This is a genomic window from Streptococcus sp. Marseille-P6264 (genome assembly GCF_902460355.1).
Classification (GTDB): domain Bacteria; phylum Bacillota; class Bacilli; order Lactobacillales; family Streptococcaceae; genus Streptococcus.
Genome location: NZ_CABPTO010000001.1, coordinates 329,214 through 348,636, shown reverse-complemented (window position 1 = coordinate 348,636; position 19,423 = coordinate 329,214). Strand labels below are relative to the sequence as shown.

The 19,423-nt window shown below is 43.5% G+C and carries 18 protein-coding genes; 16 read left to right on the top strand and 2 right to left on the bottom strand.

Annotated elements, in window-relative coordinates; all coding sequences use genetic code 11:
• Positions 1–2: 2 nt before the first annotated feature.
• From FZ941_RS01815 to FZ941_RS01785, 7 genes are all read left to right on the top strand, one after another.
• Positions 3–1,280, top strand: a complete 1,278-nt coding sequence (locus tag FZ941_RS01815; protein WP_148886618.1) for a pyrimidine-nucleoside phosphorylase — start codon at positions 3–5, stop codon at positions 1,278–1,280.
• Positions 1,281–1,297: 17 nt separating this feature from the next.
• Positions 1,298–1,960, top strand: a complete 663-nt coding sequence (deoC, locus tag FZ941_RS01810; RefSeq protein WP_148886617.1) for a deoxyribose-phosphate aldolase — start codon at positions 1,298–1,300, stop codon at positions 1,958–1,960.
• Positions 1,947–2,336 carry a cytidine deaminase gene (locus FZ941_RS01805; RefSeq protein ID WP_045497048.1) on the top strand — a complete coding sequence of 130 codons (390 nt, stop codon included), beginning with the start codon at positions 1,947–1,949 and terminating at the stop codon, positions 2,334–2,336. The genes deoC and FZ941_RS01805 overlap by 14 nt, the downstream gene beginning before the upstream one ends.
• Before the next feature lie 71 nt (positions 2,337–2,407).
• The gene (locus FZ941_RS01800; RefSeq protein WP_061911253.1) at positions 2,408–3,463 is read left to right on the top strand and encodes a BMP family protein; all 1,056 of its coding nucleotides are present in this window, start codon (positions 2,408–2,410) and stop codon (positions 3,461–3,463) included.
• Positions 3,464–3,599: 136 nt separating this feature from the next.
• Positions 3,600–5,114, top strand: coding sequence for an ABC transporter ATP-binding protein (locus tag FZ941_RS01795; RefSeq protein ID WP_045497051.1), 1,515 nt, complete (start codon positions 3,600–3,602; stop codon positions 5,112–5,114).
• A 13-nt stretch (positions 5,115–5,127) separates the two neighbouring features.
• Positions 5,128–6,222 carry an ABC transporter permease gene (locus tag FZ941_RS01790; protein ID WP_148886616.1) on the top strand — a complete coding sequence of 365 codons (1,095 nt, stop codon included), beginning with the start codon at positions 5,128–5,130 and terminating at the stop codon, positions 6,220–6,222.
• Between the two features lies 1 nt (position 6,223).
• Positions 6,224–7,180: an ABC transporter permease gene (locus tag FZ941_RS01785; protein ID WP_061911259.1), complete on the top strand. Its 957-nt coding sequence runs from the start codon at positions 6,224–6,226 to the stop codon at positions 7,178–7,180.
• A gap of 262 nt (positions 7,181–7,442) precedes the next feature.
• Here FZ941_RS01785 and FZ941_RS01780 read toward each other — a convergent pair whose 3' ends face one another.
• Entirely contained in the window at positions 7,443–8,375 is a 933-nt protein-coding gene (locus tag FZ941_RS01780) for a polysaccharide deacetylase family protein (protein ID WP_148886615.1), read from the bottom strand.
• A gap of 132 nt (positions 8,376–8,507) precedes the next feature.
• On the opposite strand from FZ941_RS01780, the gene FZ941_RS01775 reads away from it, so the two are divergent.
• From FZ941_RS01775 to FZ941_RS01735, 8 genes are all read left to right on the top strand, one after another.
• Positions 8,508–9,794, top strand: coding sequence for a homoserine dehydrogenase (locus FZ941_RS01775; RefSeq protein WP_148886614.1), 1,287 nt, complete (start codon positions 8,508–8,510; stop codon positions 9,792–9,794).
• Position 9,795: 1 nt separating this feature from the next.
• Complete coding sequence (gene thrB / locus FZ941_RS01770; protein ID WP_148886613.1) at positions 9,796–10,662, top strand: homoserine kinase; 867 nt, start codon at positions 9,796–9,798, stop codon at positions 10,660–10,662.
• A gap of 166 nt (positions 10,663–10,828) precedes the next feature.
• The gene (murB, locus tag FZ941_RS01765; protein ID WP_148886612.1) at positions 10,829–11,731 is read left to right on the top strand and encodes a UDP-N-acetylmuramate dehydrogenase; all 903 of its coding nucleotides are present in this window, start codon (positions 10,829–10,831) and stop codon (positions 11,729–11,731) included.
• 202 nt (positions 11,732–11,933) lie between these two features.
• Positions 11,934–13,091 (top strand): ABC transporter ATP-binding protein, encoded by a 1,158-nt coding sequence (locus tag FZ941_RS01760; protein WP_048763121.1) that lies wholly within the window; start codon positions 11,934–11,936, stop codon positions 13,089–13,091.
• Positions 13,072–13,878, top strand: coding sequence for an ABC transporter permease (locus FZ941_RS01755; protein WP_148886611.1), 807 nt, complete (start codon positions 13,072–13,074; stop codon positions 13,876–13,878). Before FZ941_RS01760 ends, FZ941_RS01755 begins: the two co-directional genes overlap by 20 nt.
• Positions 13,875–14,648: an ABC transporter permease gene (locus FZ941_RS01750; RefSeq protein ID WP_005590157.1), complete on the top strand. Its 774-nt coding sequence runs from the start codon at positions 13,875–13,877 to the stop codon at positions 14,646–14,648. The genes FZ941_RS01755 and FZ941_RS01750 overlap by 4 nt, the downstream gene beginning before the upstream one ends.
• On the top strand, positions 14,645–15,715 hold the full coding sequence (locus tag FZ941_RS01745) for an ABC transporter substrate-binding protein (RefSeq protein WP_148886610.1): 1,071 nt from the start codon (positions 14,645–14,647) through the stop codon (positions 15,713–15,715). The genes FZ941_RS01750 and FZ941_RS01745 overlap by 4 nt, the downstream gene beginning before the upstream one ends.
• 288 nt (positions 15,716–16,003) lie before the next feature.
• On the top strand, positions 16,004–17,155 hold the full coding sequence (locus FZ941_RS01735; protein ID WP_148886609.1) for an iron-containing alcohol dehydrogenase: 1,152 nt from the start codon (positions 16,004–16,006) through the stop codon (positions 17,153–17,155).
• A 112-nt stretch (positions 17,156–17,267) separates the two neighbouring features.
• Here FZ941_RS01735 and FZ941_RS01730 read toward each other — a convergent pair whose 3' ends face one another.
• On the bottom strand, positions 17,268–18,083 hold the full coding sequence (locus FZ941_RS01730) for a Cof-type HAD-IIB family hydrolase (RefSeq protein ID WP_148886608.1): 816 nt from the start codon (positions 18,081–18,083) through the stop codon (positions 17,268–17,270).
• Positions 18,084–18,220: 137 nt separating this feature from the next.
• Between FZ941_RS01730 and proB the strand changes: the two genes are divergently transcribed.
• Entirely contained in the window at positions 18,221–19,330 is a 1,110-nt protein-coding gene (proB, locus tag FZ941_RS01725) for a glutamate 5-kinase (RefSeq protein WP_148886607.1), read from the top strand.
• Positions 19,331–19,423 lie beyond the last annotated feature (93 nt).

Genomic DNA, 19,423 nt, shown 5'->3' with positions numbered 1-19,423 from the left:
AGATGCGGGCAGTTGATATTATTCAAAAGAAACGAGATGGACTAGAGTTGTCCAGTCAAGAGATTGAATGGCTGATTGAAGGGTATGTAGCTGGAACAGTGCCAGATTACCAGATGTCAGCCTTTGCTATGGCTGTTTATTTTAAGGGAATGAATACTAGGGAAATTTCTGATTTGACCATGGCCATGGTGGGAACAGGCCAGCAGTTTGATCTGTCAGCTATTTTAGGGATTAAGGTCGACAAGCACTCGACTGGTGGAGTGGGAGATAAGGTTACCTTAATCTTGGCTCCTCTAGTAGCTAGCTTTGGCGTGCCTGTTGCCAAGATGAGCGGTCGAGGCTTGGGGCATACGGGTGGTACCATAGACAAGCTCGAGTCTGTCAATGGCTACCAGGTAGAGCGCAGTCAGGAAGACTTCATTAAGCAGGTTCAGGATATTGGTGTATCCGTAATCGGTCAGTCAGACCAGCTGGTCAAGGCAGACAAGCTTCTCTATGCTTTGCGTGATGTGACCGCTACTGTTGATACGATTCCTTTGATTGCCAGCTCGGTTATGAGCAAGAAAATCGCCGCTGGTGCAGACAGCATTTTGCTGGATGTGACCGTTGGTGAGGGTGCCTTTATGAAAAATCTAGAGGATGCCCGTATCCTAGCCCGTACTATGGTAGACTTGGGCAAAGCAGTCGGACGCAGGACGGTTGCAGTTATTACGGACATGAGTCAGCCTTTAGGCACTAGCATTGGCAATCGTTTGGAAATCTTAGAAGCACTGGAAATCCTTCAAGGAGAAGGACGCGAAGATATCACGGAGTTTATCTGTGAGCTCGCTCAAATCATGCTTGATTTGGCTAATGTTGAGAAATCTGTTTCTGAAATTAGAGAACATTTGACAAACGGAGCAGCTTTGAAAAAATTTGAAGAGATGATTGCATCTCAAGGTGGAGATCTAGAGGATTTGTATCGACCATCCCAAGCAGCTTATGTGGTCGAAGTGAGAGCAGAGCAATCTGGCTTTATCACAGAGCTTCCAGCTATGGAATTTGGCTTGTTTGCGATGAGATTAGGAGCAGGACGAGCAGTCAAATCTGATAAACTAGATTATGAAACTGGAATCGTGTTTGAAAAGAAGGTTGGCGAAACAGTCGAAATTGGGGAAATTGTCGCAAAAATTTACGCAAATGAAAAAATTTCTCAAGAACTAGTTACAGAATTCCAAAAAAATGTTAGAATAGGTAGTGAAAGCGTTGCAGTAAGCGAGATTGTCGAAGTAATCGCTTAATTCTAGGAGAATTCAACATGAAACTAAACAAATACATTGACCATACGCTTTTGAAAGCTGATGCAAGTCAGGAGCAGATTGAAACCTTAATTGAGGAAGCAAAGAAATACGACTTTGCGAGCGTCTGTGTCAATCCGACTTGGGTGAGTTTTGCTGCGCAAGCACTAAAAGCTACAGATGTTAAAGTCTGTACAGTCATTGGTTTTCCTCTGGGAGCAAATACTCCGGAGATCAAGGCTTTTGAAACGAGTGATGCAATCCAAAACGGAGCGAATGAAGTTGATATGGTCATCAATATCGGTGCTCTAAAGTCTCGAAACTTTGACTTAGTTAAAAGAGACATTCGAGCTGTTGTGGAAGCTGCCAAAGGAACCTTGGTCAAGGTCATTATTGAGACCTGTCTCTTGACAGATGATGAGAAAGTGAAAGCTTGTCAAATTGCTCAGAAAGCTGGTGCGGATTTTGTCAAGACATCTACCGGTTTCTCAACTGGTGGTGCAACCGTTGAGGATGTAGCTTTGCTGCGTAAGACAGTTGGGCCAGATATGGGAGTCAAGGCTTCTGGCGGTGCCCGTTCTTACGAAGATGCACTTGCCTTTATCAAAGCTGGTGCGACTCGCATTGGAGCATCCTCTGGTGTAGCGATTATGGAGGGAGACGTGGCTAATGGCGACTACTGATTTGATTGATTTAGTTGTAGAAACCACGAAGAATGCCTATGTTCCATACTCTCATTTCCCTGTCGGAGCTGTTTTAGTAGCTAAAAATGGTCAAGTTTTCACAGGTGTCAATATCGAAAATGCTAGTTTCGGCTTGACCAATTGTGCAGAGCGAACAGCCATTTTTAAAGCTGTTTCTGAAGGCTTTTTAGACTTTGAGGAATTAATTGTTTACGGAGAAACGGAAAAACCGATCTCTCCGTGTGGTGCCTGCCGCCAAGTAATGGCAGAGTTTTTTAATCAGGATTTACCAGTGACCTTGGTCGCTAAAGATAAATCGACGGTCGTGATGACGGTCAAGGAGTTACTTCCATACTCTTTTACAGACTTAACTTGAGTCTGTTGCTGGTCAACTGACCAAAATTAAACTTGCAACTAAGTTGCACATCTTATATAGGAGGTTCAGAAATGAACAAGAAACAATGGCTAGGTCTTGGTCTAGTGTCTGTCGCAGCAATCGGACTTGCTGCATGTGGGAATCGTGCGTCTAAATCAGATAGCTCTAACGCTAAAACTGATTTAAAAGCTGCTATCGTAACCGATACAGGTGGTGTTGATGATAAATCATTTAACCAATCTGCATGGGAAGGTTTGCAAGCTTGGGGTAAAGAAAATGGTCTTTCAAAAGATAATGGCTATACTTACTTCCAGTCAACTGACGAGTCACAATACGCGAACAACCTAAACCAAGCTGCTACGGATGGTTACAACTTAGTATTTGGTATCGGTTTTGCCCTTCGTGATGCCGTTGAATCTGCTGCTAAAGATAATTCAAGTATTAACTACGTTATTATTGACGATGTGATTGAAGGTCAAAAGAATGTTGCTTCAGCAGTCTTTGCAGATAATGAAGCAGCTTACCTTGCTGGTGTTGCAGCTGCAAAAACGACTAAGACAAAACAAGTTGGTTTCATAGGTGGTATAGAAGGAGCAGTTATCACACGTTTTGAAAAAGGTTTCGAAGCTGGTGTGAAATCAGTTGATCCATCTATCAAGATTAAAGTGGACTATGCTGGCTCATTCGGCGATGCAGCTAAAGGTAAAACAATTGCTGCTGCTCACTATGCTGGTGGTGCGGATGTTGTTTACCAAGTAGCTGGTGGTACTGGTGCTGGAGTATTTAACGAAGCTAAGTCAATCAACGAAACAAGAAATGAAAATGAAAAAGTTTGGGTACTTGGTGTTGACCGTGACCAAACTGAAGAAGGTAAATACAAATCTAAAGATGGTAAAGAATCTAACTTTGTTTTGGCATCAAGCTTGAAACAAGTTGGTAAGACTGTCCAAGACATCGCTAACCAAACAGCTAAAGGTAAATTCCCAGGTGGTAAAACTACAACCTTTGGTTTGAAAGACGGTGGTGTTGATTTGACAACAACCAACCTTTCTGAAGATGCTAAAAAAGCTGTTGAAGAAGCAAAAGCAAAAATCCTTGACGGTAGTATCACAGTTCCTGATAAATAATTGAATGTTGAGCGATCCGACCTACTAGGGTCGCTCATTTTTAAATTCTGACGCCTTTGCATCGGTTAAGCCTACTAGAATAGGAGTCCGAGGAGGTTATATCGACATAAAATGAAATTCTGGAAAGGAAAGAGCCATGACACATGAAAATGTCATTGAAATGCGAGAAATTACCAAGATTTTTGGTGAATTTGTGGCCAATGATAAAATCAATTTGGAACTCCGAAAAGGTGAGATTCACGCTCTTTTAGGAGAAAATGGTGCCGGGAAGTCAACCTTGATGAATATGTTGGCCGGCCTACTTGAGCCGACTAGTGGTGAGATTGTAGTAAACGGAAAGCCAGTTAAGCTGGACTCTCCATCAAAGGCGGCTTCACTTGGTATCGGGATGGTGCATCAGCACTTTATGCTTGTGGAAGCCTTCACTGTTGCTGAAAATATTATTCTTGGAAGTGAGATTACAAAAAATGGTATCTTAGACTTGAAACGCGCTACGCAAGAAATTAAGCGTTTGTCTAAGAAATATGGTTTGTCGGTCGATCCATCTGCCAAGATTGAGGATATTTCTGTTGGAGCCCAACAACGTGTTGAAATTCTGAAGACCCTTTACCGTGGTGCAGATATCCTCATCTTTGACGAACCAACAGCTGTTTTGACACCATCTGAGATTGATGAATTGATGAAAATCATGAAAAATCTGGTCAAGGAAGGTAAGTCTATCATTCTTATTACTCATAAGTTGGATGAAATTCGTGCAGTTTCTGACCGAGTGACTGTTATTCGTCGAGGAAAATCGATTGAAACCGTTGAAATTGCTGGTGCAACCAACCAAGATTTGGCAGAAATGATGGTGGGACGTGCCGTTTCCTTTAAGACGGAGAAGAAACCTTCTAATCCTCAAGAAACGGTTCTTTCCATCAAGAATCTTGTCGTTGAAGAAAATCGCGGCGTTCCAGCTGTTAAGGGACTTTCACTGGATGTTCGTGCTGGTGAGATTGTTGGGATTGCAGGGATTGACGGAAATGGTCAGACAGAGTTGATTCAAGCTATCACAGGACTTAGAAAAGCGAGCTCGGGTGAAATTTTGATCAAGAACCAGTCCGTGATTGGTAAGAAACCACGTCAGATTACAGAGATGAAGGTCAGCCACGTACCTGAAGACCGCCATCGCGATGGTTTGGTGCTGCAGATGTCCATTTCTGAAAATATTGCTTTGCAGACTTACTACAAGGAGCCGCTCAGCAAAAACGGCATCTTGAATTACAATAATATTTACTCTTACGCATGCAATCTGATGAAAGAGTTTGACGTGCGGGCAGCTAGCGAGTATGTACCTGCTTCAGCCCTCTCAGGAGGAAATCAACAGAAGGCTATCATTGCTCGGGAAGTGGATCGTGATCCAGACTTGCTGATTGTTAGTCAGCCTACTCGTGGACTTGATGTCGGAGCGATTGAATATATCCATAAACGCTTGATTGAGGAGCGTACTCAAGGTAAGGCAGTTCTTGTTGTCAGCTTTGAGCTAGATGAAATACTCAACCTTTCTGACAGAATCGCCGTTATCCATGATGGCAAGATTCAAGGAATTGTGACTCCAGAGAAGACTAATAAGCAAGAACTTGGTATTCTCATGGCTGGTGGTAAGATTTAGAAGGGAGATTCAAATGTCTAAAAAAACACAGCAGATCGCAGTTCCCTTAATCTCAGTTCTTTTAGGGATTTTATTAGGAGCGATTGTCATGGCTATCTTTGGCTATGACGCCATCTGGGGATATGAGTCCCTCTTTAAAACGGCATTCGGTTCTTTGAGAAGTTTGGGTGAAATTTCTCGGGCGATGGGACCTCTAGTTCTCATTGGTCTGGGTTTTGCCGTTGCTAGTCGGGCTGGATTTTTCAATGTCGGACTTCCGGGCCAAGCCTTGGCTGGTTGGATTCTAGCTGGTTGGTTTGCCCTTTCCTTCCCTGACCTACCTCGCCCACTGATGTTGCTAGCAACTGTAGTCATTGCTGCAGTGGCTGGTGGGATCATTGGTGCTATACCAGGGGTTCTGCGTGCCTATTTAGGAACGAGTGAGGTCATCGTTACGATTATGATGAACTATATCGTCCTCTTCGTTGGAAATGCTTTCATCCGCAGCTTTCCAAAATCTGTGATGCAGAGTGTTGACTCTAGTAAGCGTGTTGGTGCCAATGCGATTTATCAAACAGAATGGCTGAGAAGTTTGACAGCTAACTCTCGGATGAATATTGGTATTTTCTTTGCCTTGATTGCAGTTGTGCTGATCTGGTATATGTTGAAGAAAACAACGCTTGGTTTTGAAATCCGCGCTGTAGGGCTGAATCCGAATGCATCTGAATACGCAGGGATGTCTTCTAAACGGACCATTATTTTGTCTATGATTATTTCTGGAGCCCTTGCAGGACTTGGAGGAGTAGTAGAAGGACTAGGTACTTATCAGAATGTCTTTGTACAAGGAAGTTCATTGAGCGTTGGTTTCAATGGTATGGCAGTTAGTCTTTTAGCAGCAAACTCTCCAGTTGGTATCCTTTTTGCGGCTTTCCTCTTTGCAGTTCTAAGTGTTGGTGCTCCAGGTATGAACGTGGCTCAGATTCCGACAGAATTAGTCAATATCGTGACAGCTTCGATTATCTTCTTTGTCAGCGCCCATTACTTGATTGAGCGTCTGACTGGTAAGACAGTCTTTGAATTATTTAAAAACCGTAAGCAAGAAGCCAGTAAAGTGAAAGGGGGAAACTAGGATGAGTATTGTAACGATATTAGGTTTATTAGTATCATCTATGCTGATTTATGCGGCTCCCCTGATTTTTACAAGTATCGGTGGAGCTTATTCGGAGCATGCCGGAGTCGTCAATGTCGGCTTGGAAGGGATCATGGTAATGGGAGCATTTACAGGCGTTCTCTTTAACCTGACTTTCGAAAGTAGTTTTGGCAGCTTGACTCCGTGGCTTTCCTTGATTGCTGCTGGTTTGGTCGGAGTGCTCTTCTCCCTTATCCATGCTGTAGCAACCATTAACTTCCGCGCAGACCACGTTGTCAGTGGTACGGTTCTAAACTTGCTAGCACCAGCCTTGGCAGTCTTTCTTGTAAAAGCTATCTACAACAAGGGGCAAACAGACAACATTCAGCGTTCATTTGGTAAATTTAATTTTCCTATTTTGTCTGATATCCCAGTTATAGGAGATATATTCTTCAAACATACAAGTCTGATGGGATATTTGGCCATCGCCTTCTCTTTCCTTGCTTGGTTTATCATGTTTAAGACAAAATTTGGATTGCGCCTTCGCTCAGTTGGAGAACATCCGCAGGCAGCAGATACACTGGGAATCAATGTTTACCTCATGCGCTATTGCGGTGTTATGATTTCTGGTCTGCTTGGTGGTATTGGTGGAGCTATCTATGCTCAGTCAATCTCCGTTAACTTTGCTGTGACAACTATCATAGGTCCAGGATTTATCGCCTTGGCAGCTATGATTTTTGGTAAATGGAGTCCTATCGGTGCTATGTTGGCAAGTCTCTTCTTTGGAGCTTCTCAAAGTTTGGCCGTTATCGGAAACCAATTGCCTCTTCTTTCAAAAGTACCAACAGTTTACCTGCAGATTGCGCCATATGTCTTGACGATTGTGGTTCTTGCAGCCTTCTTTGGTAAAGCTGTTGCTCCGAAAGCAGACGGTATCAACTATATCAAGTCTAAATAACCCTTTACGAGGCTGGGACAAAAGTCCTAGCCTCTCAATTGTCTTTGGATTGTCGAGCAAGACGCAGTGGTTGAGTGGGCTCTACTAGGCTGATTTCATCAGCTTTTACAGCCCTACTCAACTGTGCGGAGGTGGGACGACGAAATCGAATTCTTACGAATGACCGATTTCTGTCCCACTCTCGTTTTTTCCGATTTGAAGAATCTTTTATCAAGAGAAGAAATAGAAAAAGCCTGCTTCGTCTGAAGCAAGCTTTTTAAGATTAGTTCGTTGCGATTTCGTTCAATAAATCTTCTGCAGTAGTGGTTGGGTTAACGCGAACACGATTGAGCGAGAGCAAGCCGTCTGCAAGTGAAGCAAGACCGTGGTTAGTCGTCAATCCCATCTTGTAGCCCAAACTTTCAGCAATCTGCAAGGTCGCATCACTATAACGACCAGATGGATAGGCAACAGTCGTCGTCTTCTGTGATAGATTGTCATCTAAAAAGGCTTTAGAATCACGTAGTTCAAGGGTTTGTTGATCAGCAGTAGCAGTTGATAGATCAGGGTGGTTGACGGTATGGTCTTCAAAGGACATTCCCTTTTCCTTCATTTCTTTGATCTCATCTAGCGTCAGCATATCTTCACGGCCAGCTTGGACAAAGCCAGTAATGACATTGTTGGTTGCCTTCATCTGGTACTTTTGAAGTAGTGGAAAGGCATTGGTGTAAAAGTCTCTCAAACTATCGTCAAAGGTCAGCCAGACTACTTTTTTATTTTCAGGTAGGACATTCTCTGTCAAAGCTTTGTAAGCTTCATCTGGGGTTAAAGTATAATAACCAGCTTCTTTCAGAGCCTGCAAATGACTTTCAAAAGTAGTTGGATCTACAATCAAACCAGCATTGGCTGCCTCAGAGGGATCCATTACATGGATCGCATGGTACATCAAAATTGGAATCTTAACAGGCTCGTCCTGTTTTACCCACTTTATTTTTGAAGCTTCTTCATTTGTTGAGGTAGAGTCTGGCTTTGAGGTGGATTGCACAGTTTGGTTGCCTGAAGAGGATTGTTTGCTAGGAGAGAACTGAGTCTTCCAAAGATATATTCCGCCTAGGATTAGGGCAAGGAGCAAGAAAAGATTGATAATAGAAAAAAGGAATGCCTTTTTCTTAGCTTTATGTCTTTGCATGCGTCTTCCAATGTGTTTATCTGTCATGGTATCTCCTTCTAATCTCATGAGTTTAAAATTTTTACTTACATTATAACAAATATACAAATAGATTTGTAGGCATTTCTATATATTTTTGTTATAATGTTTTTTATATAAGAAATATTCAAGGAGTTCCTCATGTCTATTAAAATTGCTTTACTTGGTTTTGGAACAGTTGCCAGTGGTGTTCCTTTCTTGTTGAAAGAAAATGGAGAAAAGATTGTTCAGGCTGCTCATTCTGAGATTGAAGTTGCTAAAGTTTTGGTCAAGGATGATGCTGAAAAAGAACGTCTTTTGGCAGCTGGAAATGATTACAACTTTGTGACCAATGTGGATGAAATCTTAAATGACAGTGAAATTGCGATCGTAGTGGAGCTGATGGGACGGATTGAACCAGCTAAAACCTTTATCACGCGCGCACTTGAAGCAGGTAAACATGTGGTAACTGCTAACAAAGACTTGCTGGCAGTTCATGGTTCTGAATTGTTAGATATTGCTAAGAAAAATGGCGTTGCTCTCTACTATGAAGCAGCTGTTGCAGGCGGTATCCCTATTTTACGCACCTTGGTTAATTCATTGGCATCTGACAAGATTACCCGCGTTTTGGGCGTGGTCAATGGAACATCTAACTTCATGATGACCAAGATGGTAGAAGAAGGTTGGTCTTATGAGGATGCTCTTGCGGAAGCGCAACGTTTAGGATTTGCTGAGAGCGATCCAACTAACGACGTTGATGGAATTGACGCAGCCTATAAAATGGTTATCCTCAGCCAATTTGCTTTCGGTATGAACATCAAGTTTGAAGACGTCAGCCACCAAGGTATTCGCAACATCACTCCAGAAGATGTCGCTGTTGCTCAAGATTTGGGCTATGTGGTGAAATTGGTCGGCTCAATTGAGGAAACACCATCAGGAATCGCTGCTGAAGTAACACCGACTTTCTTGCCAAAAGCGCATCCGCTGGCTAGCGTAAACGGCGTAATGAATGCGGTCTTTGTCGAGTCAATCGGTATAGGAGAATCCATGTATTATGGCCCAGGTGCAGGTCAAAAACCAACTGCTACCAGTGTCGTTGCGGATATCGTTCGTATCGTCCGTCGCCTAAATGAAGGCACGATTGGCAAAGCTTTCAATGAATTTAGTCGCGAGCTTGTCTTGGCTAAACCTGAGGATGTTAAGAGCAACTATTATTTCTCTATCTTGGCTCCAGATGCCAAGGGTCAAGTCTTGCATTTGGCTGAAATCTTCAATGCTGAAGAAGTTTCCTTCAAGCAAATTCTGCAAGAAGGTACGGATGGTGAAACAGCTCGTGTAGTCATCATCACACATGCTGTCAGCAAGACTCAGCTAGAAAATGTCGTTGCCAAGCTCCGTGAGGTACCAGAGTTTGAATTGCTCAATACCTTTAAAGTATTAGGAGAATAAGATGAAAATTATTGTACCAGCAACCAGTGCCAATATCGGGCCTGGTTTTGACTCAGTTGGTGTCGCAGTCTCCAAATATTTAGAAATCGAAGTCTTGGAAGAAAGTCAGGAGTGGGTTATTGAGCATAACCTCAATCCTCGAATTCCAACGGATAAACGGAATTTACTAATCAAAATTGCCCTGCAATTGGCCCCAGACCTTCAGCCTCACCGCTTAAAAATGACCAGCGATGTTCCTTTGGCGCGCGGTCTTGGCTCTTCCAGCTCCGTTATTGTTGCAGGGATTGAACTGGCCAATCAGTTGGCAAATCTGAACTTATCTGATCATGAAAAGTTGAAAATTGCGACAAAAATCGAAGGGCATCCGGACAATGTCGCACCAGCAATTTATGGAAACTTAGTGATTGCAAGCTCCTTCCAAAATCAAGTTTCGGCTGTCGTGTCAGATTTCCCAGAGGTCAGCTTTATCGCTTTTATTCCCGATTATGAGTTGAGAACAGTTGAAAGCCGCCGTGTCTTGCCTAATCGCCTTTCTTATAAGGAAGCTGTTGCGGCAAGCTCTGTAGCCAATGTCGCTGTTGCAGCACTCTTAAAGGGTGATATGAAAACAGCTGGTTGTGCCATTGAATCTGATCGTTTCCATGAGAGATATCGTCAGCCGCTTATCAAAGAATTTTCTGACATCAAATTCTTAGCTAGAAAACAGGGCGCTTTTGCGACTTATATCTCTGGAGCTGGTCCGACTGTTATGGTTTTATCTCCGAAAGACAAAGCAGAGCAGATTTATCAGCAAATCAAGGAACAAGCTTTTGATGGGGAAGTTTTCCAGTTGCAAGTCGATACTCAGGGTGTACGTGTAGAAAAATAGAAGAGAGTTTGAGGATGACGAACTTGTGGACGCAGTGTTGGTCTACAATCTTCGTTCTCCTCTTTCTTTTTGCTTTGAAAAAGAATCTTAATTTCCCTCCAGTCTATCGTAAATATCATTTAATTTTGATATAATAGAGTGTAATTTGTAAAGAAGAGAGTAAGTCATGCAAAACCTAGAAAAATATTCTGCGGAATTAGAAGGGATCGACATCCGTTTCAATGAACCTTTGAGTCAATACACTTACACAAAGGTGGGCGGAGCTGCCGATTTCTTAGTTTTTCCACGCAACCGTTACGAGTTGGCGCGGATTGTCAAATTGGCCAATCGTGAACATATTCCTTGGTTGGTGCTTGGAAATTCAAGTAACATTATCGTTCGAGATGGCGGTATTCGAGGCTTTGTCATCATGTTTGATAAGCTAAGTAACGTAGCAGTAGATGGCTATACGATTGAGGCAGAAGCCGGTGCCAATCTAACTCAGACTACTCGTATTGCCCTGCATCATAGTTTGACTGGCTTTGAATTTGCCTGTGGCATCCCGGGTAGTGTCGGCGGTGCTGTCTTTATGAATGCTGGCGCTTATGGCGGAGAAATTGCTCATGTGCTCGTTTCCTGCAAGGTCTTGACACCTGAAGGCGAAATTAAGACCTTAGATGCGCGTGATATGCGCTTTGGCTATCGTCATTCACTTATTCAAGAAACTGGCGACATTGTGATTTCAGCTAAGTTTGGTCTGGCACCAGGTGTCCACCAAAACATTCGTCAGGAAATGGAACGTCTGACCTATCTGCGTGAGCTTAAGCAGCCTCTGGAATACCCATCTTGCGGGTCGGTCTTTAAGCGTCCTCTGGGACATTTTGCCGGTCAGCTCATCAGTGAGGCCGGTTTAAAAGGCTATCGAATCGGTGGTGTAGAGGTTTCAGAAAAACATGCTGGTTTCATGATTAATGTCGATCATGGTACAGCTAGCGATTATGAAAAGTTGATTGCTCATGTCATTAAAGTAGTCAAAGAGCATTCAGGTGTCACTCTGGAACGAGAAGTTCGAATTATCGGAGAAGCATAAGAGTCCGATATGTAATGTCTGACTGTTTTTCTAAGATTTGTCTAGATCTTTGGGATAGCCAATATCCATGTGTCATTAGTAAAGGGGGTGAAAGCCTATCGATATCGCAAGTATGCAGGGCCATAGTAGCCCTCGAGAGGTTTTTTTGGTGTGACAGAACCAAAAATCTGTTAATACATGGAAAAGAAGGAATTTATGCCAATTGAAAAAACCAATTATTGAGTTCAAAAACGTTTCGAAGGTTTTTGAAGACAGTAACACCGTCGTTCTCAAAGATATTAACTTTGAATTAGAAGAAGGAAAATTTTATACGCTTCTTGGAGCTTCTGGCTCTGGGAAGTCAACCATCCTTAATATTATTGCAGGACTGCTAGATGCGACAACGGGAGACATCTTTTTGGATGGCGTCCGCATCAATGACATTCCTACCAATAAACGGGATGTTCATACTGTATTCCAGTCCTACGCCCTTTTCCCGCATATGAATGTTTTTGAGAATGTAGCCTTTCCGTTGCGTTTGCGGAAGGTAGACAAAAAAGAAATTGAAGAACGGGTTACTGAAGTTCTGAAAATGGTTCAGCTGGAAGGATATGAGCGCCGTTCAATTCGGAGACTGTCAGGCGGTCAACGCCAGCGGGTAGCCATTGCCCGTGCCATCATCAATCGGCCGCGTGTTGTCCTACTAGACGAGCCTCTTTCTGCGCTGGATTTGAAGTTGCGGACGGATATGCAATACGAGCTCCGTGAACTCCAACAGCGTCTGGGAATCACTTTCGTCTTTGTCACCCACGATCAGGAAGAAGCCCTCGCCATGAGTGACTGGATTTTTGTCATGAATGAAGGGGAGATTGTCCAGTCAGGAACGCCAGTGGATATCTATGATGAGCCGATTAACCACTTTGTTGCGACCTTTATCGGAGAATCAAATATCCTGCCCGGTAAGATGATCGAAGACTACTTGGTCGAGTTCAATGGCAAACGCTTTGAAGCAGTTGACGGAGGCATGCGACCAAACGAATCCGTTGAAGTGGTGATCCGTCCAGAGGATTTGCGCATTACCTTGCCTGAAGAAGGAAAACTGCAGGTTAAAGTGGATACCCAGCTTTTCCGCGGGGTTCATTATGAGATTATTGCCTATGATGAACTCGGAAATGAATGGATGATCCACTCAACCCGCAAGGCCATCGTCGGAGAAGAAATCGGTCTGGACTTTGAGCCAGAGGATATCCATATCATGCGCCTCAATGAAACCGAAGAAGAATTCGATGCTCGGATTGAAGAATACGTAGAAATCGAAGAGCAAGAAGCAGGGCTGATCAACGCCATTGAGGAGGAAAGAGATGAAGAAAACAACCTCTAACCTTTTTATGCTTCCATATTTTCTTTGGATTCTGCTCTTTGTCCTAGCTCCAGTGATAATGATTGTCTGGAAATCATTCTTTAATATCGAAGGGCAGTTCACGCTGGAAAACTATCGGATTTATTTCACGTCGCAGAATTTGACCTATTTGAAAATGAGCTTTAACTCGGTATTTTACGCAGGCATCATCACCTTGGCGACCTTGCTCATTTCTTATCCGACTGCTTATTTTTTGACCCAGCTCAAGCATCGCCAGCTCTGGCTCATGCTGATTGTCCTGCCGACCTGGATCAATCTTTTGCTCAAAGCTTACGCCTTTATCGGCATTTTTGGACAATATGGCTCGGTGAATGAATTTCTGACCTTTATCGGTATCGGTCCCAAGCAGATTCTTTTTACTGACTTTTCTTTTATCTTTGTTGCCAGCTACATTGAGCTGCCCTTTATGATTCTGCCTATTTTCAACGTCTTGGATGATTTGGATCCCAACCTCATCAATGCCAGCTATGACCTAGGTGCCAATCGTTGGCAGACTTTCCGCAATGTGGTCTTTCCGCTTTCAATGAATGGCGTGAGAAGTGGCGTGCAGTCTGTCTTCATTCCCAGTCTCAGCCTCTTCATGCTGACGCGTTTGATCGGTGGGAACCGTGTTATTACGCTGGGGACAGCTATTGAACAGCATTTCTTGACAACGCAAAACTGGGGAATGGGCTCAACAATCGGAGTGGTTCTGATTATTGCCATGCTCTTCACCATGTGGGCAACCAAGGAAAGGAGAGAACGATGAAAAAATTTGCTAATCTCTATTTAGCGATCGTGTTTCTAATCCTTTATCTTCCGATCTTTTATTTGATTGCCTATGCTTTCAATGCTGGCGATGATATGAATAAATTTACTGGCTTTGATCTGGTTCATTTTCAAAAGTTGTTTGAAGATTCACGCTTGATTTTGATTTTGGCGCAGACTTTCTTCTTAGCCTTTCTTTCTTCCCTTATTGCTACTATTATCGGAACTTTTGGTGCTATTTATATTTACCAAGCCCGCAAGAAGTATCAGGATGCTTTCTTATCCATCAATAATATTTTGATGGTGGCGCCTGACGTTATGATTGGGGCTAGCTTCCTGATTCTCTTTACCACGGCTAAATTCCAGTTGGGCTTTGTATCTGTTTTGGCCAGCCACGTTGCCTTTTCAATTCCCATTGTTGTGCTGATGATTTTGCCAAGGCTGAAAGAAATGAATGATGACATGATTAAAGCCGCTTATGATTTGGGAGCGAGCCAAGTCCAGATGCTCAAGGAAATCATGCTTCCTTATCTGACACCAGCTATTATTGCCGGCTACTTTATGGCTTTCACCTACTCACTGGATGACTTTGCTGTAACCTTCTTTGTAACAGGAAATGGTTTCTCGACTCTTTCAGTTGAAATTTATTCCCGTGCACGGCAAGGAATTTCCTTGGAAATCAATGCCCTGTCTGCTCTGGTCTTTCTCTTTAGTATCGTTTTAGTCATTGGCTATTACTTTATCACGCGTGAGAAGGAGGAAGCAGCATGAAAAAACTCTATTCGTTTTTAGCAGGGGTTCTTGCGATTATCCTGATTTTGTGGGGAATTAGCTATCGGATTGAGAGTAAAGCCAACAGCAAGGGCAGTGATAAATTGGTTGTCTATAACTGGGGAGATTACATCGATCCAGACTTGCTGACTGAGTTTACCAAGGAAACAGGTGTGCAGGTCCAGTACGAAACTTTCGACTCCAACGAAGCTATGTACACGAAAATCAAACAGGGTGGAACAACCTACGATATTGCCATCCCGAGTGAGTACATGATTGCCAAGATGATGAAGGAAAACTTGGTTGAGAAATTGGATCATAGCCAGATCAAAGGCTTGGAAAATATTGGTTCAGACTTTTTGGATCAGCCATTTGATCCAGGAAATCAGTATTCCATTCCTTATTTCTGGGGGACGCTGGGAATTGTTTACAATACTAAAATGGTCGAACATGCGCCTGAGCATTGGAACGATCTCTGGAAGCCAGAATACAGAAACTCTATCATGATGATTGACGGAGCCCGCGAAGTCATGGGGATTGGTCTGAACTCGAATGGTCATAGCCTTAACTCCAAAGATGCTGACCAGCTGCAGGAGGCTGTCGATAAGCTTTATACTCTGACGCCCAATATCAAAGCCATCGTCGCTGATGAGATGAAGGGCTACATGATTCAGAATAATGCAGCCATCGGTGTCACCTTCTCTGGTGAAGCTCGCCAAATGCTGGAAGCTAACGAAGATTTGCGCTATGTCGTTCCGACAGAAGCCAGCAACCTTTGGTTTGATAATATCGTCATTCCTAAAACCGTAAAAAATAAAAAAGCTGCCTATCAGTTTATCAATTTCATGCTGAGACCGGAAAATGCTTATAAGAATGCGCTCTATGTCGGCTATTCAACGCCAAACCTTCCTGCTAAGGCCATGCTGCCAGAAGAAGTACAGGAAGATGAGGCTTTCTATCCAACCGAAGAAACCATGAAGCATCTGGAAGTCTATCAGCAATTAGGACCAAAATGGCTCGGAACATACAATGACCTCTATCTTCAAGTCAAAATGTATCGCAAGTAGCCAAAGAGAGTGGGAAAGAAATCGATAATTCGTTAGAATTCGATTTCGTCGTCCCACCTCCGCACAGTTGAGTAGGGCTGTAAAAGCTGATGAAATCAGCGTAGTAGAGCCCACTCAACCACTGCGTCTTGCTCGACAATCCAAAGACAATTGAGAGGCTAGGACTTTTGTCCCAGCCTCTTTTTTATATTTTGACTTGTATAATTCTTTGAAAAGTAGAAGAGAAAGTAGTAAAATTATATTAACATATGCAATAGAGCTTTGTGCTCAATTAAGGAGGAAATCATTATGTCAGTTTTCTACGTTCCATCAGTCAATTTGATTGGTAAAGGTGTCATCAATGAATTTGGCGGTCATGTCAAAGAGTTAGGCTTCAAGAAAGCTCTAATCGTCACAGACCACTACATTGCATCCAGTGATATTTTACCAAAAGTCATCAAGCCGCTAGAAGCAGAAGGCATTGAATATGTGGTTTTTGAAGGTGTAGACCCAAATCCTTCTTGTAAGAATGTCTACGATGGCTTAGCTACTCTTCAGGAAAATGACTGTGATTTTATCATCAGTGTCGGCGGTGGCTCTCCTCAGGATGCTGCTAGCCGTATTTCCATTATGGCGACAAATGGGGGCAAGCCTCAGGATTATGAGGGGCTCCACAAGTCAAAAGAAAAGGGTCTGCCAGTTGTGGCCATCAACACCACGGCGGGCACTTCTGCTGAAATTACCATCAACTATGTCATCACGGACGAAGAACGCAAGGTTAAGATGGTGATGGTTGATAAAAACAGTCTGGCTCTCATCTCTGTCAATGACCCAGAGCTCATGGTTTCCAAACCAGCTAATTTAACTGCAGCGACTGGGATGGATGCTTTGACTCATGCTGTTGAGGCCTTGGTAACTCCTGGTGCTTATGCCGTGACCAAGAAATTGTCTATCGGTGCTATTGAGTTGATTAAGGAATATTTGCCGCGAGCAGTTGCTAATGGTCATGATATAGAAGCGCGTGAAGCTATGGTCAATGCTATTTTCCTTGGCGGAATGTCCTTTAACAATGCAGGTCTAGGCTACGTGCATTCGATGGCTCACCAGCTTGGTGCGGTCTATCATTTGCCTCATGGCGTTTGCTGTGCTATGCTCCTGCCAGTAGTCGAGAGAGAAAATGCCAAACGTGTGCCAGCAGCCTTTAGAAATGTAGCTAAAGCTTTAGGCTTGCATACCGAAGGCAAGACTGATGAAGAATGTGCGGCATATGCCATTTCGGAAATCGAAACCTTGTCCGAAACGGTCGGTATTCCTAAGAAATTGACCGAGCTTGGTATTGAAGAAAAGGACTTTGACTTTGAATACCTTTCTAAGAATGCCTTGATTGATGCTTGCGCACCTAGTAATCCTTTCATGCCGACTTTGGAAGAAACCATCGCTTTATACAAAGAATTGTTTTAAGGCAAAGGAGAAAGGCTCTCCCTCTAAACTTAGTTGATTTATATCAAAAAAAGACAGTTGCTCTCTCCTACAACTGTCTTTTTAATTTATGGAAATGGGATGATGTACAGGATTAGTGTCTTAAGATGAACCTAGCAATAGCTGTAGCAACGCCATTTTCTTCGTTGCTATCTGTTACATAGTCGGCTAAGTCTTTGACATGCTGGCTAGAATTTCCCATGGCAACGCCCAAGCCAGCAAACTGGAGCATTTCAATATCGTTATTAGCATCGCCCAGTGCCATGATTTCCTCAGGATTGATCTTTAAGCGTTGCGCTAGACGCTCTAGGGCAAAGGCTTTGGTAACACCTTTTGGCATCGCCTCGTAGATGACAGGCTGGGAACGGACGCCACTGAATCGCTGGCAGAGTTCCTGCGAGAACTTGGTCTCAAAATCATCTACCTGCTCTGGATTTCCTAGAAACATAGCTTGAAACATTCGATGCTGGCCGCTGCAAGCTTCCTCAAGGCTAATTTCAGTAGGAGTCGTAAAGACGAGGGCCGCATCATCTGTCACAATTTTGCTGGCTTTCTCTCCTACGACGAAGTAATGCTCTTCATCAAACAAGGTCAACTGTACTTGGCTCTGCTCGGCCAAACTGTAGAGGTAGCGAATGTCATCGGGCTTTAATTCTTGCCAATCAACAATCTGCCAATCGCTAGTCTGATGGATAGCGCAGCCATTGTCTACGATGACATATTCATTTTCATTCTCCAAGCCCAGCTCCTGAAAGTAAGGCTTGACACCCACGAGCGGTCTGCCTGTACAGAGGACAAGCTTGACGCCAGCTTGGATAGCTAGGTGAATGGCATCAATATGAGCTTGAGGAATCTTTTTGTCCTCAGTTAGCAAGGTGCCGTCCATATCAAGGGCAATTAGTTTAATCATAGTTTTTCTCCAATAGTATTTGTGAATATTATAGCATATTTTCTATCGCTAAGAGAGCAGAAATGGGAAAAGCTTGTTTTTTTCATTTTTCAAGCCTTGTGGTATAATAAGAAAATCTAGTAAGGAAAAGAGAATCTATGAAAGCAAAGCGTATTGTATTTAAAGTTGGAACGAGCTCGTTGACAAATCCTGACGGTAGCCTGTCGCGGGCAAAGGTGCGGGAAATCACGCATCAATTATCGGTCTTGCATGAAGCAGGGCACGAGTTGATTTTGGTATCGTCTGGAGCCATTGCGGCAGGTTTTTCTTCTCTGGGCTTTAAAAAACGCCCAACCAAGGTAGCCGATAAACAGGCTTCGGCAGCTGTTGGTCAGGGCCTTCTCCTAGAGGAGTACACCACTAACCTGCTCTTGAAGAAGATTGTATCTGCTCAGATCTTGCTGACGCAGGATGATTTTGCGGATAAGCGGCGTTACAAAAATGCTCACCAAGCTCTGTCGGTTCTTCTCAATCGTGGTGCTATTCCCATTATTAATGAAAATGATACTGTTTCTATCGAGGAGCTAAAGGTGGGGGACAATGATACGCTCAGTGCTCAGGTGGCAGCCATGGTTCAGGCGGATCTTTTGGTACTTTTGACAGATGTGGATGGGCTTTACACAGCCAACCCAGCTTCAGATCCAACTGCCCAACGTCTTGAAAGAATTGAGACTATTTCTAGCGATTTGATTGACATGGCAGGCGGGGCAGGCTCCAGCAATGGGACTGGTGGTATGCTGACCAAGATCAAAGCAGCGACTTTGGCGACCATGTCTGGTGTACCAGTTTATATTTGCTCGTCGCTAAAAAGCAATGCTTTATTGGAAGCGGCGAGCCAGACTCGAGACGGGAGCTTTTTCTCAGCGCAGGATAAGGGCTTGAAGACGCAAAAGCAGTGGCTAGCCTTCTATGCCAAGAGCCAAGGTGCTATCTATGTGGATCAGGGAGCGGCACAGGCTCTGCGCTACGATGGTAAAAGCCTTCTGGCATCAGGAATTGTTAAGTTAGAGGGGCATTTTTCTTACCAAGATACAGTGATGGTGTACGAAGAAGAGACTGGTGCGATTTTAGGAAAGGGGCGTGTGCGCTTTGGTAAACCTGCCCTCAAAGACATATTGCGATCTAGCAAACCAAAGGGAGTCGTGATTCATCGTGACGATTGGATCTCTATTACTCCAGAGCTCCAATTGCTCTTTTCTGAATTTTAAGAGAAAATAGGAGCTTACTTATTTCCTTTACACGAACTCTCCAACATCTTCGCCAATAGAAAAAAGGAATTATTGTATCTTACGAAAGGAGGC

Coding starts and splice junctions, on each gene's coding strand:
- FZ941_RS01815 (WP_148886618.1), top strand. CDS start 3: ATGCGGGCAGTTGATATTATTCAAAAGAAACGAGATGGACTAGAGTTG.
- deoC (WP_148886617.1), top strand. CDS start 1,298: ATGAAACTAAACAAATACATTGACCATACGCTTTTGAAAGCTGATGCA.
- FZ941_RS01805 (WP_045497048.1), top strand. CDS start 1,947: ATGGCGACTACTGATTTGATTGATTTAGTTGTAGAAACCACGAAGAAT.
- FZ941_RS01800 (WP_061911253.1), top strand. CDS start 2,408: ATGAACAAGAAACAATGGCTAGGTCTTGGTCTAGTGTCTGTCGCAGCA.
- FZ941_RS01795 (WP_045497051.1), top strand. CDS start 3,600: ATGACACATGAAAATGTCATTGAAATGCGAGAAATTACCAAGATTTTT.
- FZ941_RS01790 (WP_148886616.1), top strand. CDS start 5,128: ATGTCTAAAAAAACACAGCAGATCGCAGTTCCCTTAATCTCAGTTCTT.
- FZ941_RS01785 (WP_061911259.1), top strand. CDS start 6,224: ATGAGTATTGTAACGATATTAGGTTTATTAGTATCATCTATGCTGATT.
- FZ941_RS01780 (WP_148886615.1), bottom strand. CDS start 8,375: ATGACAGATAAACACATTGGAAGACGCATGCAAAGACATAAAGCTAAG.
- FZ941_RS01775 (WP_148886614.1), top strand. CDS start 8,508: ATGTCTATTAAAATTGCTTTACTTGGTTTTGGAACAGTTGCCAGTGGT.
- thrB (WP_148886613.1), top strand. CDS start 9,796: ATGAAAATTATTGTACCAGCAACCAGTGCCAATATCGGGCCTGGTTTT.
- murB (WP_148886612.1), top strand. CDS start 10,829: ATGCAAAACCTAGAAAAATATTCTGCGGAATTAGAAGGGATCGACATC.
- FZ941_RS01755 (WP_148886611.1), top strand. CDS start 13,072: ATGAAGAAAACAACCTCTAACCTTTTTATGCTTCCATATTTTCTTTGG.
- FZ941_RS01750 (WP_005590157.1), top strand. CDS start 13,875: ATGAAAAAATTTGCTAATCTCTATTTAGCGATCGTGTTTCTAATCCTT.
- FZ941_RS01745 (WP_148886610.1), top strand. CDS start 14,645: ATGAAAAAACTCTATTCGTTTTTAGCAGGGGTTCTTGCGATTATCCTG.
- FZ941_RS01735 (WP_148886609.1), top strand. CDS start 16,004: ATGTCAGTTTTCTACGTTCCATCAGTCAATTTGATTGGTAAAGGTGTC.
- FZ941_RS01730 (WP_148886608.1), bottom strand. CDS start 18,083: ATGATTAAACTAATTGCCCTTGATATGGACGGCACCTTGCTAACTGAG.
- proB (WP_148886607.1), top strand. CDS start 18,221: ATGAAAGCAAAGCGTATTGTATTTAAAGTTGGAACGAGCTCGTTGACA.